The following is a 21,278-nucleotide window of genomic DNA, read 5'->3' as shown; positions in this document are numbered from 1 at the left end:
CAATGGCGCCCAACGGTGGTTTGACGTCATCCGACGATTGCCCGCAAGCTCGGCGCCCAAACTTGCCGACGCGCAGCCCCACGGCATCGGATCTGCGTTGCATCAACCCCTAAGCTCTCAGTAATGACGACCTCGAAAGTCGAACGACTGGTCAACCTCGTCATCGCGTTGCTGTCTACTCGCGGCTTCATCACCGCCGAAAAGATCAGGTCCAACGTGGCGGGCTATTCCGATAGCCCTACCGCGGAAGCGTTCTCCCGGATGTTCGAGCGCGACAAGAACGAACTGCGCGACCTCGGTATCCCGCTGGAAGTCGGCAGGGTGTCCAACCTGGATCCCACCGAGGGCTACCGCATCAACCACGACGCTTACTCGCTGCCTCCGGTCGAGCTGACCCAGGAGGAGGCTGCTGCGGTGGCCGTCGCCACCCAGCTCTGGGAGTCGCCGGAATTGATCACCGCCACCCAGGGCGCACTGCTTAAGCTGCGTGCTGCCGGTGTCGAAGTCGATCCTGACGCTCCGGTCGCCATCGCGTCCCCGCCCGGGGTGCCAGGACTGCGGGGGTCCGAGGATGTGCTCGGAATCCTGTTGTCGGCCATCGATCATCGGCGTGCGGTGCAATTCCAGCACCGTGCCTCGCGTGCGGCGCCGTACACCACCCGCACCGTGGAACCGTGGGGCGTCATCACCGACAAGGGTCGCTGGTACGTGGTGGGTCACGACCGTGACCGCGATGCCGTCCGCACCTTTCGCCTCTCCCGGATCGGTCCCGATGTCAAGGTGATCGGCGAGGCCGGCTCGGTCACCGTGCCCGACGGTGTTGACCTGTCTCAGATCGTCGCCCAGGCGGTTGCAGAGGCGCCCACCGGAGCCAAGGCGACCGTGTGGGTCGCAGACGGGCGCGGCACCGCATTGAGGCGCGCCGGAAAGTCCGTCGGGCCGCGGCAATTGAGCGGTCGCGACGGCGAAGTGATCGAGATCGATATCGTGTTCAGTGACCGTTTGACGCGCGAGATCACCAGCTACGGCGCGGACGCGATCGTGTTGGAACCGCAGTCATTACGCGAGGATGTCCTGGCCCGGTTACAGGACGCGGCCGGCAATGCGGAGGACCGACGATGACGCCCGTATCGACGAGATTGGTGCGGCTACTCAACATGGTGCCGTACCTGCAGGCCAATCCGAGCATCACCCGCGCCGAGGCGGCCGCCAAACTCGGTGTCACCGAACACCAGCTGGACCAGGACCTCACGCAGCTGTGGATGTGCGGCCTGCCCGGTTACGACCCCGGCGATCTCATCGATTTCGAGTTCTCCGGCGACACGGTCAAAGTGACATTCTCGGCAGGTATCGACCGGCCGCTCAAGCTCACATCGCCCGAGGCCACCGGACTGCTGGTGGCGCTGCGTGCCCTCGCGGACGTCCCCGGCGTAGTGGACCCGCAGGCGGCGCGCAGTGCGATCGCCAAGATTGCCGCGGCAGCCGGCGCCGTTGGGCATGATCACACCGCGGCAGCGGTCGACGAACCCGCACCGCTCGAGAGTCGCGCGGCGGCCGCAGTACGTTCCGCTATCCGTGACAAGCGCGCGCTGACCATCGACTACTACGCCGCCTCACACGATTCGCTCACCACCCGGGTCGTCGACCCGATCCGGGTGCTGCTGATCGGCGGCCACAGCTACCTGGAAGCCTGGTCGCGCGAGGCAGACGGGGTTCGGTTGTTCCGGTTCGACCGCATCGTCGATGCCATCGAGTTGGGCGAACCCGCGGCGCCACCGGAGCCGGTTTTGCAAGCGCCGCCCGATACGTCGCTGTTCGACGGCGATCCTGCCTTGCCGTCGGCCACGCTGCTGGTGACGCCGGCAGCGTCCTGGATGCTCGAGTACTACCCGATGCGTGAAGTAGGCGAGCGGCCCGATGGTTCCTGCGAAGTGACCATGACCTACGCCTCTGACGACTGGATGACGCGACTTGTCCTGGGCTTCGGATCGGCTGTGCAAGTGCTGGCACCGGAGTCGCTCGCGCAGCGAGTGCGCCTTGCGGCGACGGCTGCCGTCGACGCCTACCGGGTCGTTGAAACCAGCGCTGAACAGGTGTGACGCTGAATCGCGCCGCATCGACATCGGCTGAAACCGGGCGGCGCGTTGCGCTGGTAGCGTTCGCCTGTCCCAGCGAGGGGCCCTTGCTGCGGTAGCATCGGGGGGAATGTCTGGAGGTAATTAAAGTGGGCAGTCTTCAACCGTGGCACTGGCTGATCCTCGCTGTCGTGGTGATCGTCCTGTTCGGCGCCAAGCGGCTCCCCGACGCGGCACGCTCGTTGGGTAAGTCGCTGCGCATCTTCAAGTCCGAGGTCCGCGAGCTGCAGAGCGAGAACAAGGCCGAATCGCCCATCGATCCTCCCGCGGCGACCCCCACGCCGGTGCAATCGCAGCGCGTCGACCCGCCGGCCACCGCTGAGCAGGGTCGCACCGAGGCTCGGCCGGCGTAGTCCGGCGTCACTCTGACCGAATGTCGTGAAAGGTTCCAGAGTTTCCGCGCGCGTTTTCGGTCCTCTCAAGCGTCTCAACCCACGCAATCGGCGTAGCCGCGCCAACCCTGACGGGACGATGTCGCTGGTCGACCATCTGACCGAACTGCGCACCAGGTTGTTGATCTCGCTGGCCGGGATCTTGGTCACCACCGCCTTCGGTTTTATCTGGTACTCGCACCCGGTCTTCGGGCTGGAGAGCCTCGGGGAGTGGCTGCGGCACCCCTACTGCTCGCTGCCGCAGTCGGCCCGGGCCAGCATCAGCGCCGACGGGCAGTGCCGGTTGCTGGCGACTGCGCCGTTTGACCAGTTCATGTTGCGGCTCAAGGTCGGGATGACGGCCGGCATCGTGCTCGCGTGTCCGGTGTGGTTCTACGAAATGTGGGCGTTCATCACGCCTGGCCTCTATAAGAAGGAGCGCCGCTTCGCGGTGGCGTTCGTCATTCCGGCGGTCATTCTTTTTCTCACCGGCGCCCTACTGGCCTACCTGGTGCTGTCCAAGGCGCTGAGTTTCTTGTTGACCGTGGGTAGTGACGTGCAGGTGACTGCGCTGTCCGGTGACCGCTACTTCGGCTTCTTGATCAACCTGCTCGTGGTGTTCGGCGTCAGCTTCGAATTCCCGCTGCTGATTGTCATGCTCAACGTGGTCGGAATCCTGACCTATGAACGGCTCAAGGCGTGGCGACGTGGCCTGATCTTCGGCATGTTTTTGTTCGCGGCGATATTCACCCCCGGCTCCGACCCGTTCTCGATGACCGCGCTCGGTCTGGCGTTGACTGTTCTGCTCGAGTTCGCCATCCAGATCGCTCGAGTGCATGACAAACGAAAAGCCAAGCGCGAAGCCGTCGCGATCCCCGACGACGAAGCGTCGGAGATCGAGCCGCCCTCGCCGATACCGGCACCGTCGTTGATCGGCGGAACCCATGACGACGTCACCTGAGCCCGACGACCGGACGGCGGTGTTGTGACCGATCTGCCCGAATTGGCCCGGTTCACGGCCGAACTGTCCTTCACGCTCGACGACTTTCAGAGACGGGCCTGCGCCGCACTCGAACGCGGGCACGGCGTGCTGGTCTGCGCCCCGACCGGCGCCGGCAAGACCGTGGTGGGCGAATTCGCTGTCCACCTGGCGCTGGCGGCCGGCGGCAAGTGCTTCTACACCACGCCGATCAAGGCGTTGAGCAACCAGAAGCACACCGATCTGACGGCGCGGTACGGCAAAGAGCGGATCGGTCTGCTGACCGGCGATTTGTCGATCAACGCCGACGCTCCCGTCGTGGTGATGACCACTGAGGTGCTCCGCAACATGCTGTATGCGGATTCACCTGCACTGCAAGGACTTTCGCATGTCGTGATGGATGAGGTGCATTTCCTGGCCGACCGGATGCGGGGACCGGTGTGGGAAGAGGTCATTCTTCATCTGCCCGACGAGGTGCGGGTGGTCAGCCTGTCGGCGACGGTCAGCAACGCCGAGGAGTTCGGTGGCTGGATCCAGACCGTGCGTGGTGATACCACGGTGGTTGTCGACGAGCACCGACCGGTTCCGCTGTGGCAGCACGTGCTGGTGGGTAAACGGATGTTCGACCTGTTCGATTACCGTTCCCTGCCCGGCGGACCCCCGTCGGTCAAGGACAAACCCCAGGTCAACCCCGACTTGCAGCGTCATCTCGCGCACCGGCATGACGCGGACCGGATGTCGGACTGGCAATCCCCGCGTCGAGGCAGAGGAGGCCCCGGACGGTCCGGCGGCCGACCTCAGTTCTTCCGCCCGCCCGCCCGCCCGGATGTGATCGCAACGCTGGACTCCGCCGGGCTGCTGCCGGCGATCACGTTTGTGTTCTCCCGTGCAGGTTGTGATGCCGCCGTCCAGCAGTGCCTTCGTTCGCCGCTAAAGCTCACCAACCAGGCGGAGCGCGCGCGGATCGCCGAGGTGATCGAGCACCGCTGCGGCGATCTTGCCGAGTCCGATCTGGCGGTTCTCGGCTACTACGAGTGGCGGGAAGGACTGTTGCGCGGTCTGGCCGCGCATCACGCCGGGATGTTGCCGGTGTTTCGCCACACCGTCGAGGAGCTGTTCACTGCGGGCCTGGTCAGGGCGGTATTCGCCACCGAAACACTGGCGCTGGGCATCAATATGCCGGCTCGCACCGTGGTGCTCGAGAAGCTGGTGAAGTTCAACGGCGAACAGCATGTGTCACTCACTCCGGGGGAGTACACGCAGCTGACTGGCCGGGCCGGCAGGCGGGGCATCGACATCGAGGGTCACGCGGTCGTGCTGTGGACCCCGGATGTGGAACCGTCCGAAGTTGCGGGGCTGGCTTCCACCCGCACATTCCCGCTGCGCAGTTCGTTCGCGCCGTCGTACAACATGACGATCAACTTGGTGCACCAGATGGGCCCGGAGCAGGCGCATCAGCTGCTGGAGCAGTCGTTCGCCCAGTTTCAGGCGGACCGATCCGTTGTCGGTCTGGTCCGCGGCATCGAGCGCGGCAAGTCGATGCTTGACGAGATCGCCGCCGAAATGGGCGGGCACGAGACGCCGGTTCTCGAATACGCCCGCTTGCGTGCGGAGATCACCGAGTTGGAGCGTGCCCAGTCCCGCGCGTCGCGCCTGCACCGACGCCAGGCCGCCAACGACGCGCTGGTTGCGCTGCGTCGGGGCGACATCATCAACATCAACCACGGCCGCCGCGGCGGTCTTGCCGTGGTTTTGGAAGCTGCTCGCGACACCATGGACCCGCGGCCGCTGGTGCTGACCGAACAGCGTTGGGCGGGTCGGATCTCGTCCGCGGACTATTCAGGTGCGACGCCGCCGGTGGGGACGATGACACTGCCCAAGCGCGTCGAACACCGACAGCCGCGGGTCCGACGCGACCTCGCCTCAGCTCTGCTGTCGGCCGCCGAAGGTCTCAAGGTTCCGACAGCCCGCCGGAACAAGGAGGACACGCACTACGACCCGGAGTTGTCGTCGTTGCGCGAAAAGTTGCGCCATCATCCCTCGCACAACGCTCCCGGGGTGGAGGCGCAGGTCCGGGAAGCCGAGCGCTATCTGCGCATCGAGCGCGACAACGCGCAGCTGCAACGCAAGGTGGCCGCAGCCACCAACTCACTGGCGCGCACGTTCGATCGGATCGTGGGCTTGCTCACCGAGCGCGAGTTCATTCAGGGCCCGGTCGCCGATCCCCGCGTCACCGACGACGGGCGGTTGCTGGCCCGGATTTACAGCGAGAGCGACCTGTTGGTGGCCGAATGCCTCCGCACCGGCGCGTGGGCGGGGCTGAAACCGGCCGAATTGGCGGCGGTGGTTTCGGCCGTGGTCTACGAAACGCGTGGCAGCGACGGACCGGGTGTCCCGTTGGGCGCCGAGGTCCCGACGCCGCGGTTGCGACAGGCGCTGAGCCAGACGGCGCGGCTGTCCAGCGCGCTGCGTGCCGACGAGCACACTCACCGCATCGGCCAGACCCGTGAACCCGACGACGGATTCGTCCTGGTGATCTATCGGTGGGCGCGTTCCGGCGACTTGGCGTCGGCGTTGGCTGCCGCTGAGACGTCGGGCACCGGTTCACCACTGTTGGCCGGGGATTTCGTGCGCTGGTGCCGGCAGGTTCTCGACTTGCTGGACCAGGTTCGCAACGCGGCTCCCGACCCGGATGTGCGGGCGGCAGCTAAGCGCGCTATCAATGACATTCGGCGCGGCGTCGTCGCAGTTGACGCCGGGTAGGCTAAGCCGAAGCTACGGTTACATCCGGAATGTGATCGGCACACGACATACATGGGCCAATGGGTGGCCAGGAAAAATCGGACTGAGGAGTAAGGATGAGCGGACCGCAGGGACCAGACCCCAGGTGGCAGCAGCCCAGCCAGGGTTCCTCGGACCCGACGATGGCCGGCTCTCCATGGCAGCAGGGCCAGCCGGGCGGTGGACAGGATGCGACCTGGCACGCACAGTCGTACCCGGCCGCCGAATATCCCGGCTACCAGCAGCCCGGTGAGCAGGCATATCCGCAGTACCAACAGCCCGGCTACGGATCTGACATCAATTCGCAGGCCACTCAGTTCGGCGGCGTCCCGCAGTTCGGCGGGCAGGCCCCGCAGCAGTACGGTCAGCCGGCTCAGTACGGCCAGCAACCTCAGTACGGGCAACCAGGACAACAACCTGGCCAGCCGGGTCAGTACGCCCAGCCGACGCAGTATCCCGGGTACAACCAGCCCAGTGCCGGCCGTAAGCGTTCGAAGGGGTTCATCGGTGGCGTTGTCGGCGGCATCGCGCTGCTGTTCGTCGTGGTCATCGGCGTGCTCGGGTTTGTGGTCCCCGGCTTCTTCATCACCACCAAACTCGACGTGAGCAAGGCCAACTCGGGTGTTCAGCAAATCCTCACCGACGAGACGAACGGCTATGGCGCTAAGAACGTCAAGGACGTCAAGTGCAACGGCGGCTCCGACCCTGAGGTGAAGAAGGGCGGCACCTTCGACTGCACCGTCAGCATCGACGGCGCGTCGAAGAAGGTGACGGTCACTTTCCAGGACGACAAGGGCACCTACGAGGTCGGTCGGCCCCAGTAGTCCCTAGGGCAGCCCGTCGAGCGCCTTCTGCAGCCGCGCGATCGAGCTGCCAACCCCGTACTGCGTCGCCAGGTCGGCGGTAAGTTTCGGGTCGGCAGCGTGCAGCGGCAGTTTGTCATTGGGCAATGACAGTTTGACCGGAGCGTCGATGGCAACGCGTACCACCTTCTCCGCAGCCTCGATGTAGTCCGACGCTGTACATAGCTTGGTGCGAAGCCCCTTGGCCAACTTGGACTTGGGGTCCTCCGCGGCAGCAACAATCTGCTCCAGCGAGCCGTGCTGAGCGAGCAGGGTGGCGGCCGTTTTCTCACCGATGCCAGGCACGCCGGGTAAGCCATCCGACGGATCGCCGCGTAGCAGCGCGAGTTCGGCGTAGGCCGGCCCGGGGCGATGGGCCGGCACCCCGTACTTTTCGGCCACTTCGGCTGGCCCGAACAGGACGGCCTTCTTCAAGCCTTGACCGATGTAGAGCACTTTGACCGCGACCGGTTCGTCAGTGACGACTTGCAGCAGATCGCGGTCGCCGCTGACGACCACTACCGGGTCCTTGCGTTCCTTTGCGGCCAGCGTTCCCAGCACGTCGTCGGCCTCGAAGCCCTCCGCCCCGGCGGTCGCAATGCCGAACGCATCGAGCAACTCCATGATCATGTCGACCTGCGGGGTCAGCTCGTCGGGCACTTCCTCGATGTCAGGCTCCCCGGCCGGCTCCTCCTCGGCGACTCGATGCGCCTTGTACGACGGGATGAGGTCCACCCGAAACTGCGGCCGCCAGTCCAGGTCCAGGCATACCGCCAGCCTGCTGGGCTGCAGGTCCGTGATCACAGTGGCCACCGAGTCGATGAATCCGCGAACCGCGTTGACCGGTCGACCGTCGGGAGCTTTGATCGACGACGGCACTCCGAAGAATGAGCGGAACCACATGCTGGCGCCGTCGAGCAGCAAGAGGGGAGCGGACATATGGCTCATCCTGCCAGGTTCGCCGGTTAGCCTGGCTGGCATGGACTCTCACCGTTTCGACGCCGCGGTGTACGCCCGCCGACTGGCTGCCGCCGCCGATTTGGCCGCCGAAGCCGGTCTGGCCGGACTGGTGATCACGCCCGGCTACGACCTGCGCTACCTCATCGGTTCGCGGGCGCAGACATTCGAGCGACTCACCGCGCTGGTTGTGCCGGCCTCCGGTGAGCCGACCGTGGTGCTGCCGCGGCTGGAACTAGCCAGCCTTCGGGAGTCCGCGGCGGTCGAATTGGGCGTGAATGTGCGGGACTGGGTCGATGGCGAAGATCCCTATGCGATGGTGAGTGCGGCGTTGGGCGGTGCGAAGGCAGCGGTCGCGGTGACGGACTCCATGCCGGCGCTGCACCTGTTGCCGCTGTCGGATGCGCTGGGCGTGATGCCGGTGTTGGCCACTGACGTATTGCGCACGCTGCGGATGGTCAAGGAGTCGGCCGAGATCGACGCGCTGCGCAAGGCCGGCGCGGCGATCGACCGGGTGCATGCCCGGGTGCCAGGGTTCTTGGTTCCGGGTCGCACCGAGGCCGACGTTGCCGACGATATCTCCGAAGCGATTGTCGCCGAGGGGCATTCGGAGGTGGCGTTCGTCATCGTCGGGTCCGGGCCGCACGGCGCCGATCCGCACCACGGGTTCTCCGACCGCGAGATGGCCGTGGGCGACATCGTCGTCGTCGACATTGGCGGCACGTATGAGCCCGGTTATCACTCCGACTCGACCCGCACCTACAGCATCGGAGAGCCGAGTTCTGATGTGGCGGAACAATATTCGTTGTTGCAGAAAGCTCAGCGTGCGGCGTTTGACCTTGTCCGCCCCGGGGTGACGGCAGAACAGGTGGATGCCGCGGCACGGGATGTGCTGGCGTCGGCCGGGTTGGCCGAGTACTTCGTGCATCGCACCGGGCATGGTATCGGGTTGTGTGTGCACGAAGAGCCGTACATCGTCGCCGGCAATGCGTTGCCGCTGGCCGCGGGCATGGCGTTTTCGATCGAGCCCGGCATCTACTTCCCGGGGAAGTGGGGTGCCCGAATCGAGGACATCGTCGTGGTGACCGAGGATGGCGCGATCTCCGTCAACAGCCAACCGCACGAGTTGGTCGTTGTTCCGGTGGACTGAGTGGGCTACTCGCGCACTATCTCTCGCACGCTCGGAACCACGCGAGGTGGTAATTGGCAGCGTTTTTGTCCCGGGTCACCAGTGCGTCGATAGCTGCGAGTAGTTGCCAGTTGCCGACCTCGTGGGCCTCGACATTGTCCGGATAGCTGTCGAGCACGCGGTTAGTTGTCGTTGAAAGGTGCTCGTGCAGGAACTCGACTTCGGAGTCGAGTACCCCGGTGCCCGACGAAGCGGCCTTGGCAAGCGTGTGGGCCAGCCGCGGCAAGCCGTCACGCCACTGAGTGGCTTGGCTGAGTTCCCAGCCGAGGTCGGCGATCTCGGGCGCGGATCGACGTCGTGGCGAAGTGGGCAGCGGTTCGTACCCAATCTCGATGTGGGTTGGCGGTGTGTAGTTGGCAGCGACGCTGACTTCCCCGAGCAGTGCTGCCAGGTTGCCGCGACGACGGGCCGGCTGCAGCAGGGTCACGGCGGACGGGAGGTCGATGCCCGGCGGAATCCAGCCGCTTGCCAGATCGGTGACCAGGACAGTGGTGTTGTCGGCGCGGTCTCCCGCAGCCCACGCCAGCCTGGGTTGCTGCCGGGCGACCGCGGCCACCAGTCGCTGCAGCCGTGCGCGTGCTATAGCGGCAGCCGATGCCGCGCCGACCGCCGCCCCGCTTGCGGTGGCAGCGACAGCTTGGGCCCCGAGACCTGGTGGTGGTGGCGGGGGAGCGGAAGCGGCGGTTTGGCGGACCACCGTGGGCTGATTCGCGCTGGGCTGGCCGGCCGATGGCGTTACCGGAGCGGAGCCGGGCGCTGCCGGCATCGGCGGGGTACTGGGCGGAGCAGCCGACGGTGCGATGGTCGTCGATACCGCCGGCCTCATGTCGGAACCGTATGTCGGCAGCGACCCTGCGGATTGCGTTGCCATCGGAGGTGAAACAGCCGGTGCCGCAGCGACAATCGCCGGTGCGGCTGGCGCCTCCGAGACGGGCGCATGGTGTGCGGGCGGCGGCGTCTCCATCACTGGGACATGTACCTGGGAGCCGGAATTCGCGGACGTGCCGGCCGCCTGGGCGTGTGATATCTGAGGCTCGGCAGACGTCATGGGCGTCGTGGGAACAGCGTGAGCCGCCGCCGAGAGCGGCGCGCTGGATTCCAAGCCTCTGTTGAAGTTCTGCGCTAGTTCGGCAGGAGTGATTGCTGGGGTGGGGAGCGCTGCCGTGGGCGGGCCGCCCGTTGGCATTGCCAAGGGTGTTGCTGGGGTTACGTGCAACGGTGCCGGTATGGATGGAATGAATCCTGATGATGGAAGTGATGGGGAGGCCCCGGTGCTCCTCAAAGCATTCGATTGTAAGGGCGCCGATAGCTTTCCCGGTGCTGTACTGACCAGTGGCTGCGTACGCAAGTTAGTCGGCAGGCATGCCGCGTCGTTGTAATTTGGCGCTTGGGCAGGACTACGAAAGTGGGTTGATTCGGTCGTCAGATTCCCAGGCAGGGTAGCGTCCGGGGTCGCTCCCGTCTGCTGGTTCGTTGGGTGTAACGCTCCTTGAGTCGACGCATTTCCGGGGATACCCGTAGAGGCGCCTGGAGCGCCCAGCATTTCGCCTACTTGTGTTTCTAGATCCGTCGGGTTATCCCTTGGCCTGAACATCTGGCCAACATCAACGCCTTCGCTTCGGGCAAACTCGCGAGCCGATTGGTGAGTCCCGTCTGCGTCAAGAATTCTCTGAATCGCATCCAATATATTTGCGCTGTATTTTGCGGCATTGAGGCTCGCAAGTGTTTTGTATCGCGTTATCGCCGCGAGAATCTGAGCAACTTTCTCGGCCCGCGATAGCTTCGAATCTTGTATCCCCTTGATTTCCCGGTTGCCCTCTTCCGCCAATGTCGTCAACGCCTGTCGTAGACTCACGATGCTGTCGAAGGCTGTACGGTAACTCGATGCCTTTACAGCACTTTTTTCAGCGATGTGCCGGGCCCGGAATTCCCCGCGTCGAAATGCTTCGCGGAGATCATCAATGGTGATACCGCGTTGTTCGGCTAACGACGCTAGTTGAGCGTGCTTCAACGCATCCGCGAAATCGTAGAACCTGGTCTTGACGCTTTCCCTGGCAGTCTCACCATGTTGAAGAGAAAGGAGTTGTTGATCACTAGGCCAGTGATCGCCCACGAGGATAAATGACCACTCTCCGGGAGGGAGATCCGTCACTTACAAAGCCTGTCGATTGTGGATGTGGGTTCCTCCGCTGAACGCCGCAAGGAATTTATTTCGGTTTCGCCGGAATCGGCGAGGTAATTAATCGTGAGTTCTTGATACACACCTGCAAGCTTGCGTGTTGCCGATGCCAGTTCAGGGGGAGTTGCCGGCTCCGCGGTCAGCTTGGCGAGGATGTAACGCCCGCCGACGTCAAGCGCCTGTCGCGAACTCGTGGCGACGGCGAGGCTGGCAGTCGGGTCGTTGTTGGCGTCGCGTGCTCCGGCGACGGCGAGCGCTTCGCGTACTTCCCGATAGGCCCCACAAACCTTCCCCTTCGCCTCCGCGACCTGCTGACTCGAATACGACGTCGGCGCGATGACCGCCTCATTCTTCGGCAGCGGCCGAAACCAGGCCCCGATAGCGATGCCAATCGCCAGCAGAGCAACACCCAGCGACGCAGCGGCCAGCCACCGCGAAGGTTGACTGCGCGCGGGCAGTGCGGAGTTGGGCCAGGGCGGTGGATCCGAAGGCACTGGGGGGACGTGTGACACGCTGGGATCGTATCTTTCAGACAGAGATTCGCCACTCACTCTTTGCCAGGGACGGACCTTTTAGGCCTCTGAGCACCGTGGGAGAGTGAAACTCTTCGTTTGCGGTCCTTAACGAGCGCCGTCGTCGTCGCGGGTGTCAGTGGGCAACAGAATCCGCCGGGTGGCAATCGGTTTGCCGTCGACATGCTTGACCACTGCGGGTTTGGGCGGTGGCGTCGTGATGCGTCCCTGAACCGGTGCGCCGTTCTTGACGGTTGGACCGACGATGCGTTTGGTGTCCGGCTTGGAGTCGCCGCCTCCACCAGCTGCGCCCTGCATGGCACCTGGCGGCATCATCGGCATCGCACCCATCGAACCGCGCTGTGGCGCTGCCGGTTCGGGGCTCACGGGCGGCGCAACCGACACGGCTTGAGACGACGCGGGTACGGTTCCGGCCGAGGGAGTCGGAGGTGGGCCGAGCATCGCGGTCGGCGTGGTGCCCTCGATCTCACCGCCACCACCTCCACCGCCGGCGCTGCCGCCCCCTCCGCCACCTGTCGCCGAGAACTCGCGGTCCCCATCGCCAAGCTCGTCTCCGCCATCCAATTCCGCGCGCCCGCCCTCACCGGCACCCTGCTGCAGCATGCCCATGCCCGCCTGCGCGAGCTGTTGAGGGATCTGACTCAACGGTTGCAGCACCGCACCGAGGGCCCCGGCGATACCTCCCGCGATTCCCGAGGCCATCTGCGGCATCTGCTGCAGCATCTGGGACATCTGCCCCGACTCGCCGACACCGGCCAACTGGGTGGCGGCCTGCCCTTCATTGGCCGGGAACTTGGCCAGCGCATCGGTGATCTTCGCCTCGCGCTCGTCGTGGCCGGCCTGCGCTTCGCCGTTGTCGTCAGGATCCCCGGCGTTTGCGGCCGCGCCCAGCGCTCGCAGCAGTTGACTGATATTCGAATGGCCCGTAGCCAGCTGATCAGGCGTTATCGTCGGTGGCGGCGGTATCCCGAGCAGCTGTGAAAGCTGGTCGAGCATGACTTTCAGCTGCTGGTCGCCGTCTCCACTCATCGCACCCTTCCAAGCGTCGGTACCTGGACCCCAACGCTCGGCGCCCCTGGCATGCGGGTGATGCTATCGCCGTTCGACCATCTGCGTTATTCAGCTTCCGTGCGGCCCGCGGCTGCTACCTCTTCAACGAGTCCGCCGGAGCGACGATCGCGTTGTAGCGGTCGATCATGTATTGATCGGGTATTGACGGCCGACCGGGGCCGTCGCCGTATATTTGTCTGAACATATCGATCAACCCACGGCTGAGAGCCTGGTCATACTCGCCGGATCGAAAATAGATGTGCCTGCTTTCCAATTCTTCAGGACTGGCGATCCGTCCGTCGATCAGATACTGCGGCGGAATCCCATCGGCACGGTATCCCAAAGCTATTACAGCATTGAGGATTTCGCGATCGGCACGATCAATTGACATGTTGGGCAAGGTATGATCGATCAGCCCCGTTCCCACCGGCGCTGATCCGACCATGTCGTGCTCAATAGCTTGACCAACGATTCCTATCAGAGGCGACGCGAACTTTCCGGCTCCCGGAATCAACCCTGCAACCCCGCCAACCGTCTTGACTCCCAACTCGTATGCGGCTTTCTTGTGGTCGTACTCGTCACGCTGAGCGGCTTCATCGCTGGCGTGGTGATTCTGGGCCTCGGCTTGTATCGCGTTGTGAATACCTAGATTCACCAATCCGCGCACGGTCACGGCATCGTGCAGCCTAGCGTTGTAGCTGTCCATATTCGGTACGTGCCTCAAGATGTCCTGTGCGTAATTAGCTTCTGTGCTGATGGCCAGGCGGTCAGCGTGTCCATTGAAGTAGTCCGAAGCCTCTTTGTCAGTACTAAGCACCGAAAAGATGCCCTTCGCGACGGGCATCGCGCCGTTCGCACGGTCTTCGGCGGGGTCTACGGAGTCGAATTCGGCTATACCGCCGGGTATGTCGGCGATATTGGCAATGTATGGGGTGAGTCCGTGCGCCAAGCCGCGAACCAACAGCGGGTTCACTTCACCCAGGGTGTGGTTACCCGGAAGATGCAGTAAATCGGATCCCGGTGTGCCCAGGTAGATGCCATACGCACGGGCCGCGTCGGCAGCCAGCTGAGCCTCGGGTCCCCGAGATGCTCCTTCTGTCCAATCAAAGAGTGCTGCAACAGCTTTGCCCTGATCTGACCAGGAATGGTGCGTGATATTGGTCAGAAAATGGTTACCTTCAGCTCCAGTCAGTGCATCGTGGACCACTTGGTGATCCGGCGCGACTGCCCCTAGGAGGTCCATGACTGCGATCTCGAACGGGTTGCCGTGACCATCCCGGCCGGGACTCACTGAATCCAGCTGCCAGTATGTTGCGGCAATGGTGGTCGACGCTTGGCGCATCATCGCTCGATCCAACCCAGTATTTCTCTGGAAGATTGGGTTGCCGTCTTTGACGATATTGCCGACAACTGTCATGCCTCGAAGTGACCAGTCCCATGGCGACGTGAGAGCGCGCTGGATCCATTCGGGCAGTTCGGCCTCGCTTCCCTTGACCGTGTTTGTGCCCTGCACTGCACCATGTTTGAGCTCAGTCTTGGGAAACTGGATCGCAGGATTACTCATCAGCTGCCATGAGTTGGCGATGAGCCCACGCTGCTCACCAAGACGTTGTTCGGCGGCATAGAGGTCATCGGTCGTCATACCATGCTGCTGAGCCTGCAATTGGCTCAGTACCGAAGCTTGTTCGGCGGTCAGCGGCGCCGTCCCGGCTAGCTGCTCAGGGGTTATCCCGTTCAACAGGGCGTTCACCCGCGCAGCCGCTACCTTGTCACCGGCGAGCGCTGCATGTACATCTCGCTCGGCCTGATCGGGTGTCTCCTGCTCATGTCCATCGAGCCCGCCGATTACTGCGGCGTCGTAGCCGTCTTCGACCCGAAGGCTCGTCATCGAACGCTGCAGCTTTCTGGTGTAATCGCCGCGAATCGCTTCGACCTGGTGCAAGGCTGCCGCCGTGTCATCGATGGCACGCTGTTCTAGATCGAGAATCGCCTCGCCAAGGGCCATACTTTGCGTCATTGACAGATTGCCGGCATTCTCCATGCCGATCGCCTCGCCGAGTTCATGGTCCACATGTTCGAGCAGTCGCTCCAAGTCCGCGATCTGTCTTGCTGCGACCCGTTGCGCCGCAGCAAGATTCGCTGCAACGCCTTCTAGATCCGCCGCAATCTTGGGAAGCTTCGCGGCCTGCCCACCTAGCGATTTAGTCACTCTCTGCACTTCGGCTGCATCGTTGATTGGATGGTCGCCATTTTCGCGATTCCAGGCGGCTTCGAAGCGCCGTCGCGCCGCATTGAAGGCGGCCTCGGCTTCAATCGTGGATTGTCCCGCGTCATGAAACGCCTGAGCCAGAGACGAGATCTGTCCCGGGTGCCCACTTTGCAGCGTTCGGTTGACCGCCCACGGGTCTCCGCCAGCTTCGGCGACCAGATGTTTGACGCTTATAAAGCAGAGCAGCACCGCACCTCGCGAAGGTTCCTCGCGTTGTGATCCTCCATCGCGGCGAAGTCCGCGGCCGCCCGATGTGCGTTATCGCCCACGGCCGCAAGGTCTGTTTTGTGGCCGGATAAGACCCGCAGATGGTGGGATTGCGCCGATTGAGCCGCTTCGTGAAATGCCGCAGCCGCGGCAAAGTCGCCGAAGATTTGCGCGGAAGGCGATTCCCGCGACAGGCGCGCTAGGGCCCGGTGCGTGTATTCACCGGCCCGGTGCGAACCCCGCGCACCAGAGTGCAGTAACTCAGGATCGACAAGCACCGCATTCCCCTTCGAAGTCAGTTGGCGTCAAGCGTTCCGAGGCTAAGGTCTGCTCCGACGGCCCGCAATTCACTGGCAGCGCGCCAAGCCGTCGGGCGGAGGTGCTCACGAAGTGATCTCAACACTTCTACGCTTCGACAACATTTCTCGTGGCCAGCGCGAAGCCGTGCCAGGGTAGCGCATGCCCAGCGCTCCATGGCTGAAGTGCTTGGTCGTGATGAGTGCGTTGATGTTGGCAACGACGTCGGCGCCGCCGGTGACTGCCGACGTCAACGACGTGCCGACGCCGGCTTCATCCACTGCGCCGTGCAACGCGATCAGTCCCTTCGCGTTTCCCTGCGTCGGGACGGGGAAGTTTGCCGACGCCATGGCCGCGGAGTGTCGCCGTATCGGAGTGCCTGACAACCTGTGCCTGGTTCCGTTGTCCCACAAAGTGACTCAGGCTGCTACGGCCGCATATCTACAATCATGGGTGCACCGCGCGGCGCGGTTTCAGTATGCCCTGGGCGATTCGGTGCCGTTCCGGGACGCTCAGTGGATCGGTACGCACAATTCCTTCAACAGCCTCGCGCATCAGTTCACGCCGTCGCACGCCGACTCCAACCAGCAGCTGTCGATGACTCAACAGCTCGACATCGATGCTCGCAGTATCGAATTGGATCTGCACTACATTCCACAGATTGACCAGCTCGGCGGGCGCGGTGTCGCGGTGTGCCACGGGCGCGGGCCGAAGCAGGGAAACCTGGGCTGCACCACCGAGCCGCTGCTCACCCAGGTGCTGCCGGACATCACCTCTTGGCTCAACGCGAACCCCACCGAGGTCGTCCTGATCATCGTCGAAGACCAATTGTTTGAGCCGACGGCCTACGCCTCGGCACTGTCCACCCTGGAAGCCGGCTTGGTCCGCCCCAACGGGACGAGTCTCATCTATCACCCCAATCCTGCGGATATCACCCCAAACGGGTGCGCCTATTTCCCGCGAGCCATCTCGCGCAACGACGTCCGGGCCGCCGGCGCACAAGTCGTGCTCGTCAGCGACTGTGTCCCCAACTGGGGTAGCACCGTATTCAACTGGTCGGGCGAGGAACTGCAGAGCGGCGATACTTTCGGCTACCAGCCCTACCCAAGATGTGATGCCACCTACGGCCCAACCGACTACGCCAACAACATCATTCGCTACTACGAGGACTCGACCTTCATCTCGGCGTTGATCAATCCGAGCCGGCCGCCGAACAATCCCGCAAAGCTCTCACCCGTCAAAGCGCAGTCGATGACCAACTGCGGAGTCAATCTGTTCGGCTTCGACCAATTGCTGCCCGAGGACGGGCGCATCCAGGGGACGCTGTGGAGTTTTGCGCAAGATGAACCGCGGGCCGGCGCTGGCCAGTGCACGCTGCAGCGAACCGACGGACACTGGGTAGCCGCGCCCTGTACCGACCCGCATCCCGCCGGTTGTGTGTCCGGGACGGGCATCTGGTCGGTGACGGGTGCGGTGCCATTCGCCGGCGCTCCGGCAGCCTGTTCGGGGATGGGGTTGACCTTCGGGCTACCCCGCACCGGCGTCCAGAACTCTCGTCTGTACACAGCGGCGGGTGCCGCCGGCGGTGCGTGGGTGAATTACCCGATTCCGTAACCCGAAACCGAGGGCTACTCGCCGCGGTCCAGCAACTCCGACGAGCCCAGCACCCGTTCCACCTGGACCTCGATCACCACGCGGCGCGGGTTGGCCCGCGGCGTGCGGTAGCGCTGGGCGTAGCGCAACTCGGCATCCCGAATGGCGTCGATGTCTTTGTTCACCGCAGCCCGGCCCTCGAGCGACAACCACCGGGCGCCGTCGACCTGGCTGAGTACCGCAACGCCGCCACGGTCGGCGTTGACGGCTTTCTGGGAACCGCCGGTCGTGATGACCCGAGCGATGTGGGTCTTGGGGTCGAAGGTGAATCCCACCGCCACCACATGTGGCGAATTGTCGGCCCGCAGCGTCGTCAACATCGCCAGATGACGCTCGGAGAGGAACGCCAGAGCGTCGTCGGTAAGCCGCGTAGTGGTCTTGGCCATCGCCCTTCACGCTAGCGCAGGCAATAATCACTGCGTGGACGACACGGGCGTTGGTCCGGTAGTAATTTTCGGCGGTCGCAGCGAGATCGGTATCGAACTCGCGCGGCGCCTGGCTTCGGGAGCGACGGTGGTGCTCGCGGCGCGCAACGCCGACCGACTCGCCGATGAAGTGGCCGCGGTGCGTGAGGCGGGCGCTGTTGCGGTGCACGTCCGCGAATTCGACGCCGACGACGTGGCCTCCCACGGACCGTTGGTCGATGCAATCGTCGCCGAGCAGGGTGGCATCGGCACGGCGGTGCTGGCCTTCGGAATACTCGGCGACCAAGCCCGCGCCGAGGCCGATGCGGCGCATGCCGTCGCTATCGTGCACACCGACTACATCGCCCAAGTCAGCTTGCTCACCCATCTTGCGAACGCGATGCGACGGGCCGAAAAAGGAAACCTGGTGGTGTTTTCCTCCGTCGCCGGGGTGCGAGTGCGCCGGGCCAACTACGTCTACGGTTCGGCCAAGGCCGGTCTGGACGGCTTCGCCAACGGACTGGCCGATGCGCTACACGGCACCGGAGTGCGATTGCTGCTCGCGCGCCCCGGCTTCGTGATCGGGCGTATGACGGAGGGTATGACGCCGGCACCGCTGTCCAGTACTCCTGACCAGGTCGCTGCGGCAACCGCCCGGGCTCTGGCCCGGGGCCGACGCAGCGTGTGGATCCCGTGGGGGTTGCGGCCGATGTTCGCCATGCTGCGACTGCTGCCGCAGTTCGTCTGGCGCAGGATGCCGCGATGATCGTCGTGGTCGGCATCGGTGCGGACGGAATGCCGGGACTATCCGAGTCGGCCAGGTCCGAATTGCGGAGAGCCACAGTGATTTACGGATCATCGCGACAACTTGAGTTGCTCGACGGCACGGTTCAAGCGACGCTACGCAAGTGGCCCTCGCCGTTGGTGCCCGCGTTGGAAGGGCTGGCCACCGTTGCGGACGACGTCCATGTCGTTGCAAGCGGTGATCCGCTGCTCCATGGCGTCGGCGGCAGCCTGATTCGGTTGCTCGGTGCCGACCGGGTGCGGGTCCTGCCGCATGTGTCGGCGGTGAATCTGGCGTGCGCCCGAATGGGCTGGAACGTGCACGACACCGAGGTGATCAGCCTGGTGAAGGCCCCGCCGAGCACCGCACTACGCCGCGGCGGCCGGGCCATCGTGCTGTCCAGAGGGCGCGCGACGCCCAAGGCGCTCGCGGTACTGCTCGACACCCACGGCCGCAGTGAGTCGGCACTCACCTTGCTCGAACAACTCGGTGGTCCCAACGAACGCCGCCGCCACGGCACCGCCCGGGAGTGGGCCGAACAAGCCTCGGACGACATCGACGATCTCAATGTCGTCGCCGTCCACTTCCTGCCCGACGAGCGCACCTCGTCACTTCCCGACGGCGCATTCGCCCATGACGGTCAGATCACCAAGCACGGGATCCGCGCGGTCACCTTGGCGGCGTTGGCGCCGCGGCCGGGGGAGCGGCTCTGGGATGTCGGTGCGGGCTCGGGCAGCATCGCGGTCGAGTGGTGTCGCAGCGGGCAGGGCTGCACGGCCGTCGCGTTCGAGCGTGACGAGCAGCGTCGCGGCAACGTGGTGTTCAATGCGACTGCGCTCGGCGTCAGCATCGATGTGCGCGGCGACGCGCCCGACGGATTCGACGCCGCTGGGCGGCCCTCGGCGATCTTCATCGGCGGCGGTGTGACCCAGCCCGGCCTGTTGGACGCCTGCCTCGGGAACCTCGACGCAGGCGGGCGTCTGGTCGTCAACGCGGTCACCGTCGAGTCGGAAGCCGTGGTGGCACAGGCATTTGCGCAGCACGGCGGCGATCTGAGGCGGTTTCAGCACTACCAGGCCGAACCGCTGGGCGGCTTCGCCGGCTGGCGTCCGCAAATGCCAGTGACGCAGTGGGCCATGACGAAGTGACGGTGTACTTCATCGGTGCCGGGCCGGGTGCCGCCGATCTGATCACCGTCCGTGGCCAACGGCTGCTCGAAAGGTGCCCAGTCTGCCTGTATGCCGGGTCGATCATGCCGAAAGATCTTCTCGCGCAATGCCCTTCCGATTGCACGATCATCGATACCGGCCCGCTGACACTCGACCAGATCATCACCGAACTCGCCGACGCCGATGCCGCCGGCCAGGACGTGGCACGGCTGCACTCCGGCGACCCATCCCTCTACAGTGCGTTGGCCGAGCAGTGCCGGCGACTCGACGAGTTGGGCATCGGCTACGAAATCGTCCCGGGTGTACCGGCTTTCGCTGCCGCCGCAGCGGCGCTCAAACGAGAACTGACCGTTCCAGGCGTCGCGCAGACAGTGACATTGACCAGAGTCGCAACGCTGTCCACGCCCATGCCGCCCGGTGAAGAACTTGCCGGCCTGGCCCAAGCCGGAGCCACCCTGGTTCTGCACCTGGCCGCGGCGCAGATCGACGTCATCGTTCCGCAGTTGCTGGCCGGCGGCTACCGCGCCGAAACACCTGCGGCGGTAGTCGCTTTCGTCAGTTGGCCGCAGCAGACCGTGCTGCGCGGCACGCTGGTCGGCATCGCCAAGCAGATGCACGACGCCGCCATCACCAAGACGGCTGTGATCGTCGTCGGCGACGTGTTGGCGGCCGAGGGTTTCACCGACAGCTACCTGTATTCGCGGGAGCGCCGCAGCAAAGGCGCGCATTGATGCGGGTGCTGCTGCTCGGTGGCACTGCCGAGGGGCGCGCGTTGGCGAAAGCACTGCATCCACAGGTCGACATCGTCAGTTCGCTGGCCGGCCGGGTGCCCGATCCGGCGCTGCCGGTGGGCCCGGTGCGTATCGGCGGCTTCGGCGGTGTGGCCGGGTTATGCGAATGGTTGCGGGACGAGCGGATCGACGCCGTCGTCGACGCCACCCACCCGTTCGCGGCTACCATGACTGCTCACGCCGCGCAGGCATGCGGGCAACTGCGGATCCCGTATCGGGTGCTGGCTCGCGCGCCGTGGGATCCGGGCGAGGCGACCGTGGTGTCGTCGGACATCGAAGCGGCGGAAGTAGTAGTACAACAACATTATTCACGTATCTTTCTCACCACCGGCCGATCCGGGACCGAGGCGTTCGCGGACAGCGACGCCTGGTTTCTGATCCGCGTGGTCACCGAACCCGACGCCGCCACACTGCCGCGGCAACACCAGTTGGTGTTGTCCCGCGGGCCGTATGACTACGACGGCGAACTGCAACTCCTCAACCAGCATCGCATCGACGCATTGGTCACCAAGAACAGCGGCGGTGAGATGACGCGAGCCAAGTTGGATGCCGCAGCCCACCTTCGGATCCCCGTGGTGATGGTGGCGCGCCCGCCGCTGCCCCCCGGAGTCGATACAGTCGACACCGTCGACGCGGCCGCCCAATGGGTATCCACGCTCGGCTAACATATCGAGACCCGTGCGATCGA

Annotated in this window: 21 protein-coding genes; 13 read left to right on the top strand and 8 right to left on the bottom strand. The window is 64.6% G+C overall.

Annotation, left to right across the window (positions count from 1 at the left end):
* Positions 1-123 precede the first annotated feature (123 nt).
* The 6 genes from ACZY1I_RS25815 (at position 124) to ACZY1I_RS25790 (ending at position 7,090) form a co-directional block, all read left to right on the top strand.
* On the top strand, positions 124-1,122 hold the full coding sequence (locus ACZY1I_RS25815) for a helix-turn-helix transcriptional regulator (RefSeq protein ID WP_463759096.1): 999 nt from the start codon (positions 124-126) through the stop codon (positions 1,120-1,122).
* Positions 1,119-2,099, top strand: coding sequence for a helix-turn-helix transcriptional regulator (locus ACZY1I_RS25810; RefSeq protein WP_463759094.1), 981 nt, complete (start codon positions 1,119-1,121; stop codon positions 2,097-2,099). The genes ACZY1I_RS25815 and ACZY1I_RS25810 overlap by 4 nt, the downstream gene beginning before the upstream one ends.
* A 125-nt stretch (positions 2,100-2,224) precedes the next feature.
* Positions 2,225-2,488, top strand: coding sequence for a Sec-independent protein translocase subunit TatA (tatA, locus tag ACZY1I_RS25805; RefSeq protein ID WP_463759090.1), 264 nt, complete (start codon positions 2,225-2,227; stop codon positions 2,486-2,488).
* 25 nt (positions 2,489-2,513) lie between these two features.
* Complete coding sequence (gene tatC, locus ACZY1I_RS25800; RefSeq protein WP_463759087.1) at positions 2,514-3,467, top strand: twin-arginine translocase subunit TatC; 954 nt, start codon at positions 2,514-2,516, stop codon at positions 3,465-3,467.
* Positions 3,468-3,491: 24 nt separating this feature from the next.
* Positions 3,492-6,248: a DEAD/DEAH box helicase gene (locus tag ACZY1I_RS25795; RefSeq protein WP_463759085.1), complete on the top strand. Its 2,757-nt coding sequence runs from the start codon at positions 3,492-3,494 to the stop codon at positions 6,246-6,248.
* 95 nt (positions 6,249-6,343) lie between these two features.
* Positions 6,344-7,090, top strand: coding sequence for a DUF4333 domain-containing protein (locus ACZY1I_RS25790; protein ID WP_463759083.1), 747 nt, complete (start codon positions 6,344-6,346; stop codon positions 7,088-7,090).
* Positions 7,091-7,093: 3 nt separating this feature from the next.
* On the opposite strand, the gene ACZY1I_RS25785 is transcribed toward ACZY1I_RS25790, so the two are convergent.
* Positions 7,094-8,047 (bottom strand): 5'-3' exonuclease, encoded by a 954-nt coding sequence (locus ACZY1I_RS25785; RefSeq protein WP_463759081.1) that lies wholly within the window; start codon positions 8,045-8,047, stop codon positions 7,094-7,096.
* A gap of 40 nt (positions 8,048-8,087) precedes the next feature.
* Between ACZY1I_RS25785 and ACZY1I_RS25780 the strand changes: the two genes are divergently transcribed.
* Positions 8,088-9,215 carry a M24 family metallopeptidase gene (locus ACZY1I_RS25780; protein WP_463759078.1) on the top strand — a complete coding sequence of 376 codons (1,128 nt, stop codon included), beginning with the start codon at positions 8,088-8,090 and terminating at the stop codon, positions 9,213-9,215.
* 16 nt (positions 9,216-9,231) lie between these two features.
* Here ACZY1I_RS25780 and ACZY1I_RS25775 read toward each other — a convergent pair whose 3' ends face one another.
* Positions 9,232-10,080 (bottom strand): DUF5632 domain-containing protein, encoded by an 849-nt coding sequence (locus tag ACZY1I_RS25775; protein WP_463759075.1) that lies wholly within the window; start codon positions 10,078-10,080, stop codon positions 9,232-9,234.
* On the opposite strand from ACZY1I_RS25775, the gene ACZY1I_RS25770 reads away from it, so the two are divergent.
* Positions 10,079-10,285: a hypothetical protein gene (locus tag ACZY1I_RS25770; protein ID WP_463759073.1), complete on the top strand. Its 207-nt coding sequence runs from the start codon at positions 10,079-10,081 to the stop codon at positions 10,283-10,285. The genes ACZY1I_RS25775 and ACZY1I_RS25770 overlap by 2 nt on opposite strands.
* Before the next feature lie 1,117 nt (positions 10,286-11,402).
* Here ACZY1I_RS25770 and ACZY1I_RS25765 read toward each other — a convergent pair.
* From ACZY1I_RS25765 to ACZY1I_RS25745, 5 genes are all read right to left on the bottom strand, one after another.
* On the bottom strand, positions 11,403-11,945 hold the full coding sequence (locus tag ACZY1I_RS25765; protein WP_463759071.1) for a hypothetical protein: 543 nt from the start codon (positions 11,943-11,945) through the stop codon (positions 11,403-11,405).
* Positions 11,946-12,053: 108 nt separating this feature from the next.
* On the bottom strand, positions 12,054-12,995 hold the full coding sequence (locus ACZY1I_RS25760) for a hypothetical protein (RefSeq protein ID WP_463759069.1): 942 nt from the start codon (positions 12,993-12,995) through the stop codon (positions 12,054-12,056).
* A gap of 115 nt (positions 12,996-13,110) precedes the next feature.
* The gene (locus ACZY1I_RS25755) at positions 13,111-15,474 is read right to left on the bottom strand and encodes a putative alpha/beta hydrolase (RefSeq protein ID WP_463759066.1); all 2,364 of its coding nucleotides are present in this window, start codon (positions 15,472-15,474) and stop codon (positions 13,111-13,113) included.
* Complete coding sequence (locus ACZY1I_RS25750) at positions 15,456-15,770, bottom strand: DUF2563 family protein (protein ID WP_463759064.1); 315 nt, start codon at positions 15,768-15,770, stop codon at positions 15,456-15,458. The genes ACZY1I_RS25755 and ACZY1I_RS25750 overlap by 19 nt, the downstream gene beginning before the upstream one ends.
* 105 nt (positions 15,771-15,875) lie before the next feature.
* A complete protein-coding gene (locus tag ACZY1I_RS25745) occupies positions 15,876-16,139 on the bottom strand; it encodes a hypothetical protein (protein ID WP_463759061.1) in 264 nt (87 codons plus the stop codon).
* Between the two features lie 103 nt (positions 16,140-16,242).
* On the opposite strand from ACZY1I_RS25745, the gene ACZY1I_RS25740 reads away from it, so the two are divergent.
* A complete protein-coding gene (locus tag ACZY1I_RS25740) occupies positions 16,243-17,403 on the top strand; it encodes a PI-PLC domain-containing protein (RefSeq protein WP_463759059.1) in 1,161 nt (386 codons plus the stop codon).
* A 14-nt stretch (positions 17,404-17,417) separates the two neighbouring features.
* Here ACZY1I_RS25740 and ACZY1I_RS25735 read toward each other — a convergent pair whose 3' ends face one another.
* Positions 17,418-17,828 (bottom strand): F420-dependent biliverdin reductase, encoded by a 411-nt coding sequence (locus ACZY1I_RS25735; protein ID WP_463759057.1) that lies wholly within the window; start codon positions 17,826-17,828, stop codon positions 17,418-17,420.
* 34 nt (positions 17,829-17,862) lie between these two features.
* Here ACZY1I_RS25735 and ACZY1I_RS25730 point away from each other — a divergent pair, with 34 nt between their 5' ends.
* Genes ACZY1I_RS25730 through ACZY1I_RS25715 form a run of 4 tightly spaced genes read left to right on the top strand, consistent with a single transcriptional unit; the run spans position 17,863 to position 21,255 of the window.
* Positions 17,863-18,612, top strand: a complete 750-nt coding sequence (locus tag ACZY1I_RS25730) for an SDR family NAD(P)-dependent oxidoreductase (RefSeq protein ID WP_463759055.1) — start codon at positions 17,863-17,865, stop codon at positions 18,610-18,612.
* Positions 18,609-19,778, top strand: a complete 1,170-nt coding sequence (gene cbiE / locus ACZY1I_RS25725; RefSeq protein ID WP_463759052.1) for a precorrin-6y C5,15-methyltransferase (decarboxylating) subunit CbiE — start codon at positions 18,609-18,611, stop codon at positions 19,776-19,778. The genes ACZY1I_RS25730 and cbiE overlap by 4 nt, the downstream gene beginning before the upstream one ends.
* Positions 19,775-20,530: a precorrin-4 C(11)-methyltransferase gene (gene cobM, locus ACZY1I_RS25720; RefSeq protein WP_463759309.1), complete on the top strand. Its 756-nt coding sequence runs from the start codon at positions 19,775-19,777 to the stop codon at positions 20,528-20,530. The genes cbiE and cobM overlap by 4 nt, the downstream gene beginning before the upstream one ends.
* On the top strand, positions 20,527-21,255 hold the full coding sequence (locus tag ACZY1I_RS25715; RefSeq protein ID WP_463759049.1) for a cobalt-precorrin-6A reductase: 729 nt from the start codon (positions 20,527-20,529) through the stop codon (positions 21,253-21,255). Before cobM ends, ACZY1I_RS25715 begins: the two co-directional genes overlap by 4 nt.
* Positions 21,256-21,278: the final 23 nt, after the last annotated feature.

The organism is Mycobacterium sp. IDUB_37, from assembly GCF_055419245.1.
Note: the sequence above shows the minus strand (reverse complement) of the source record. Positions and strands in the feature narration are given on the sequence as shown.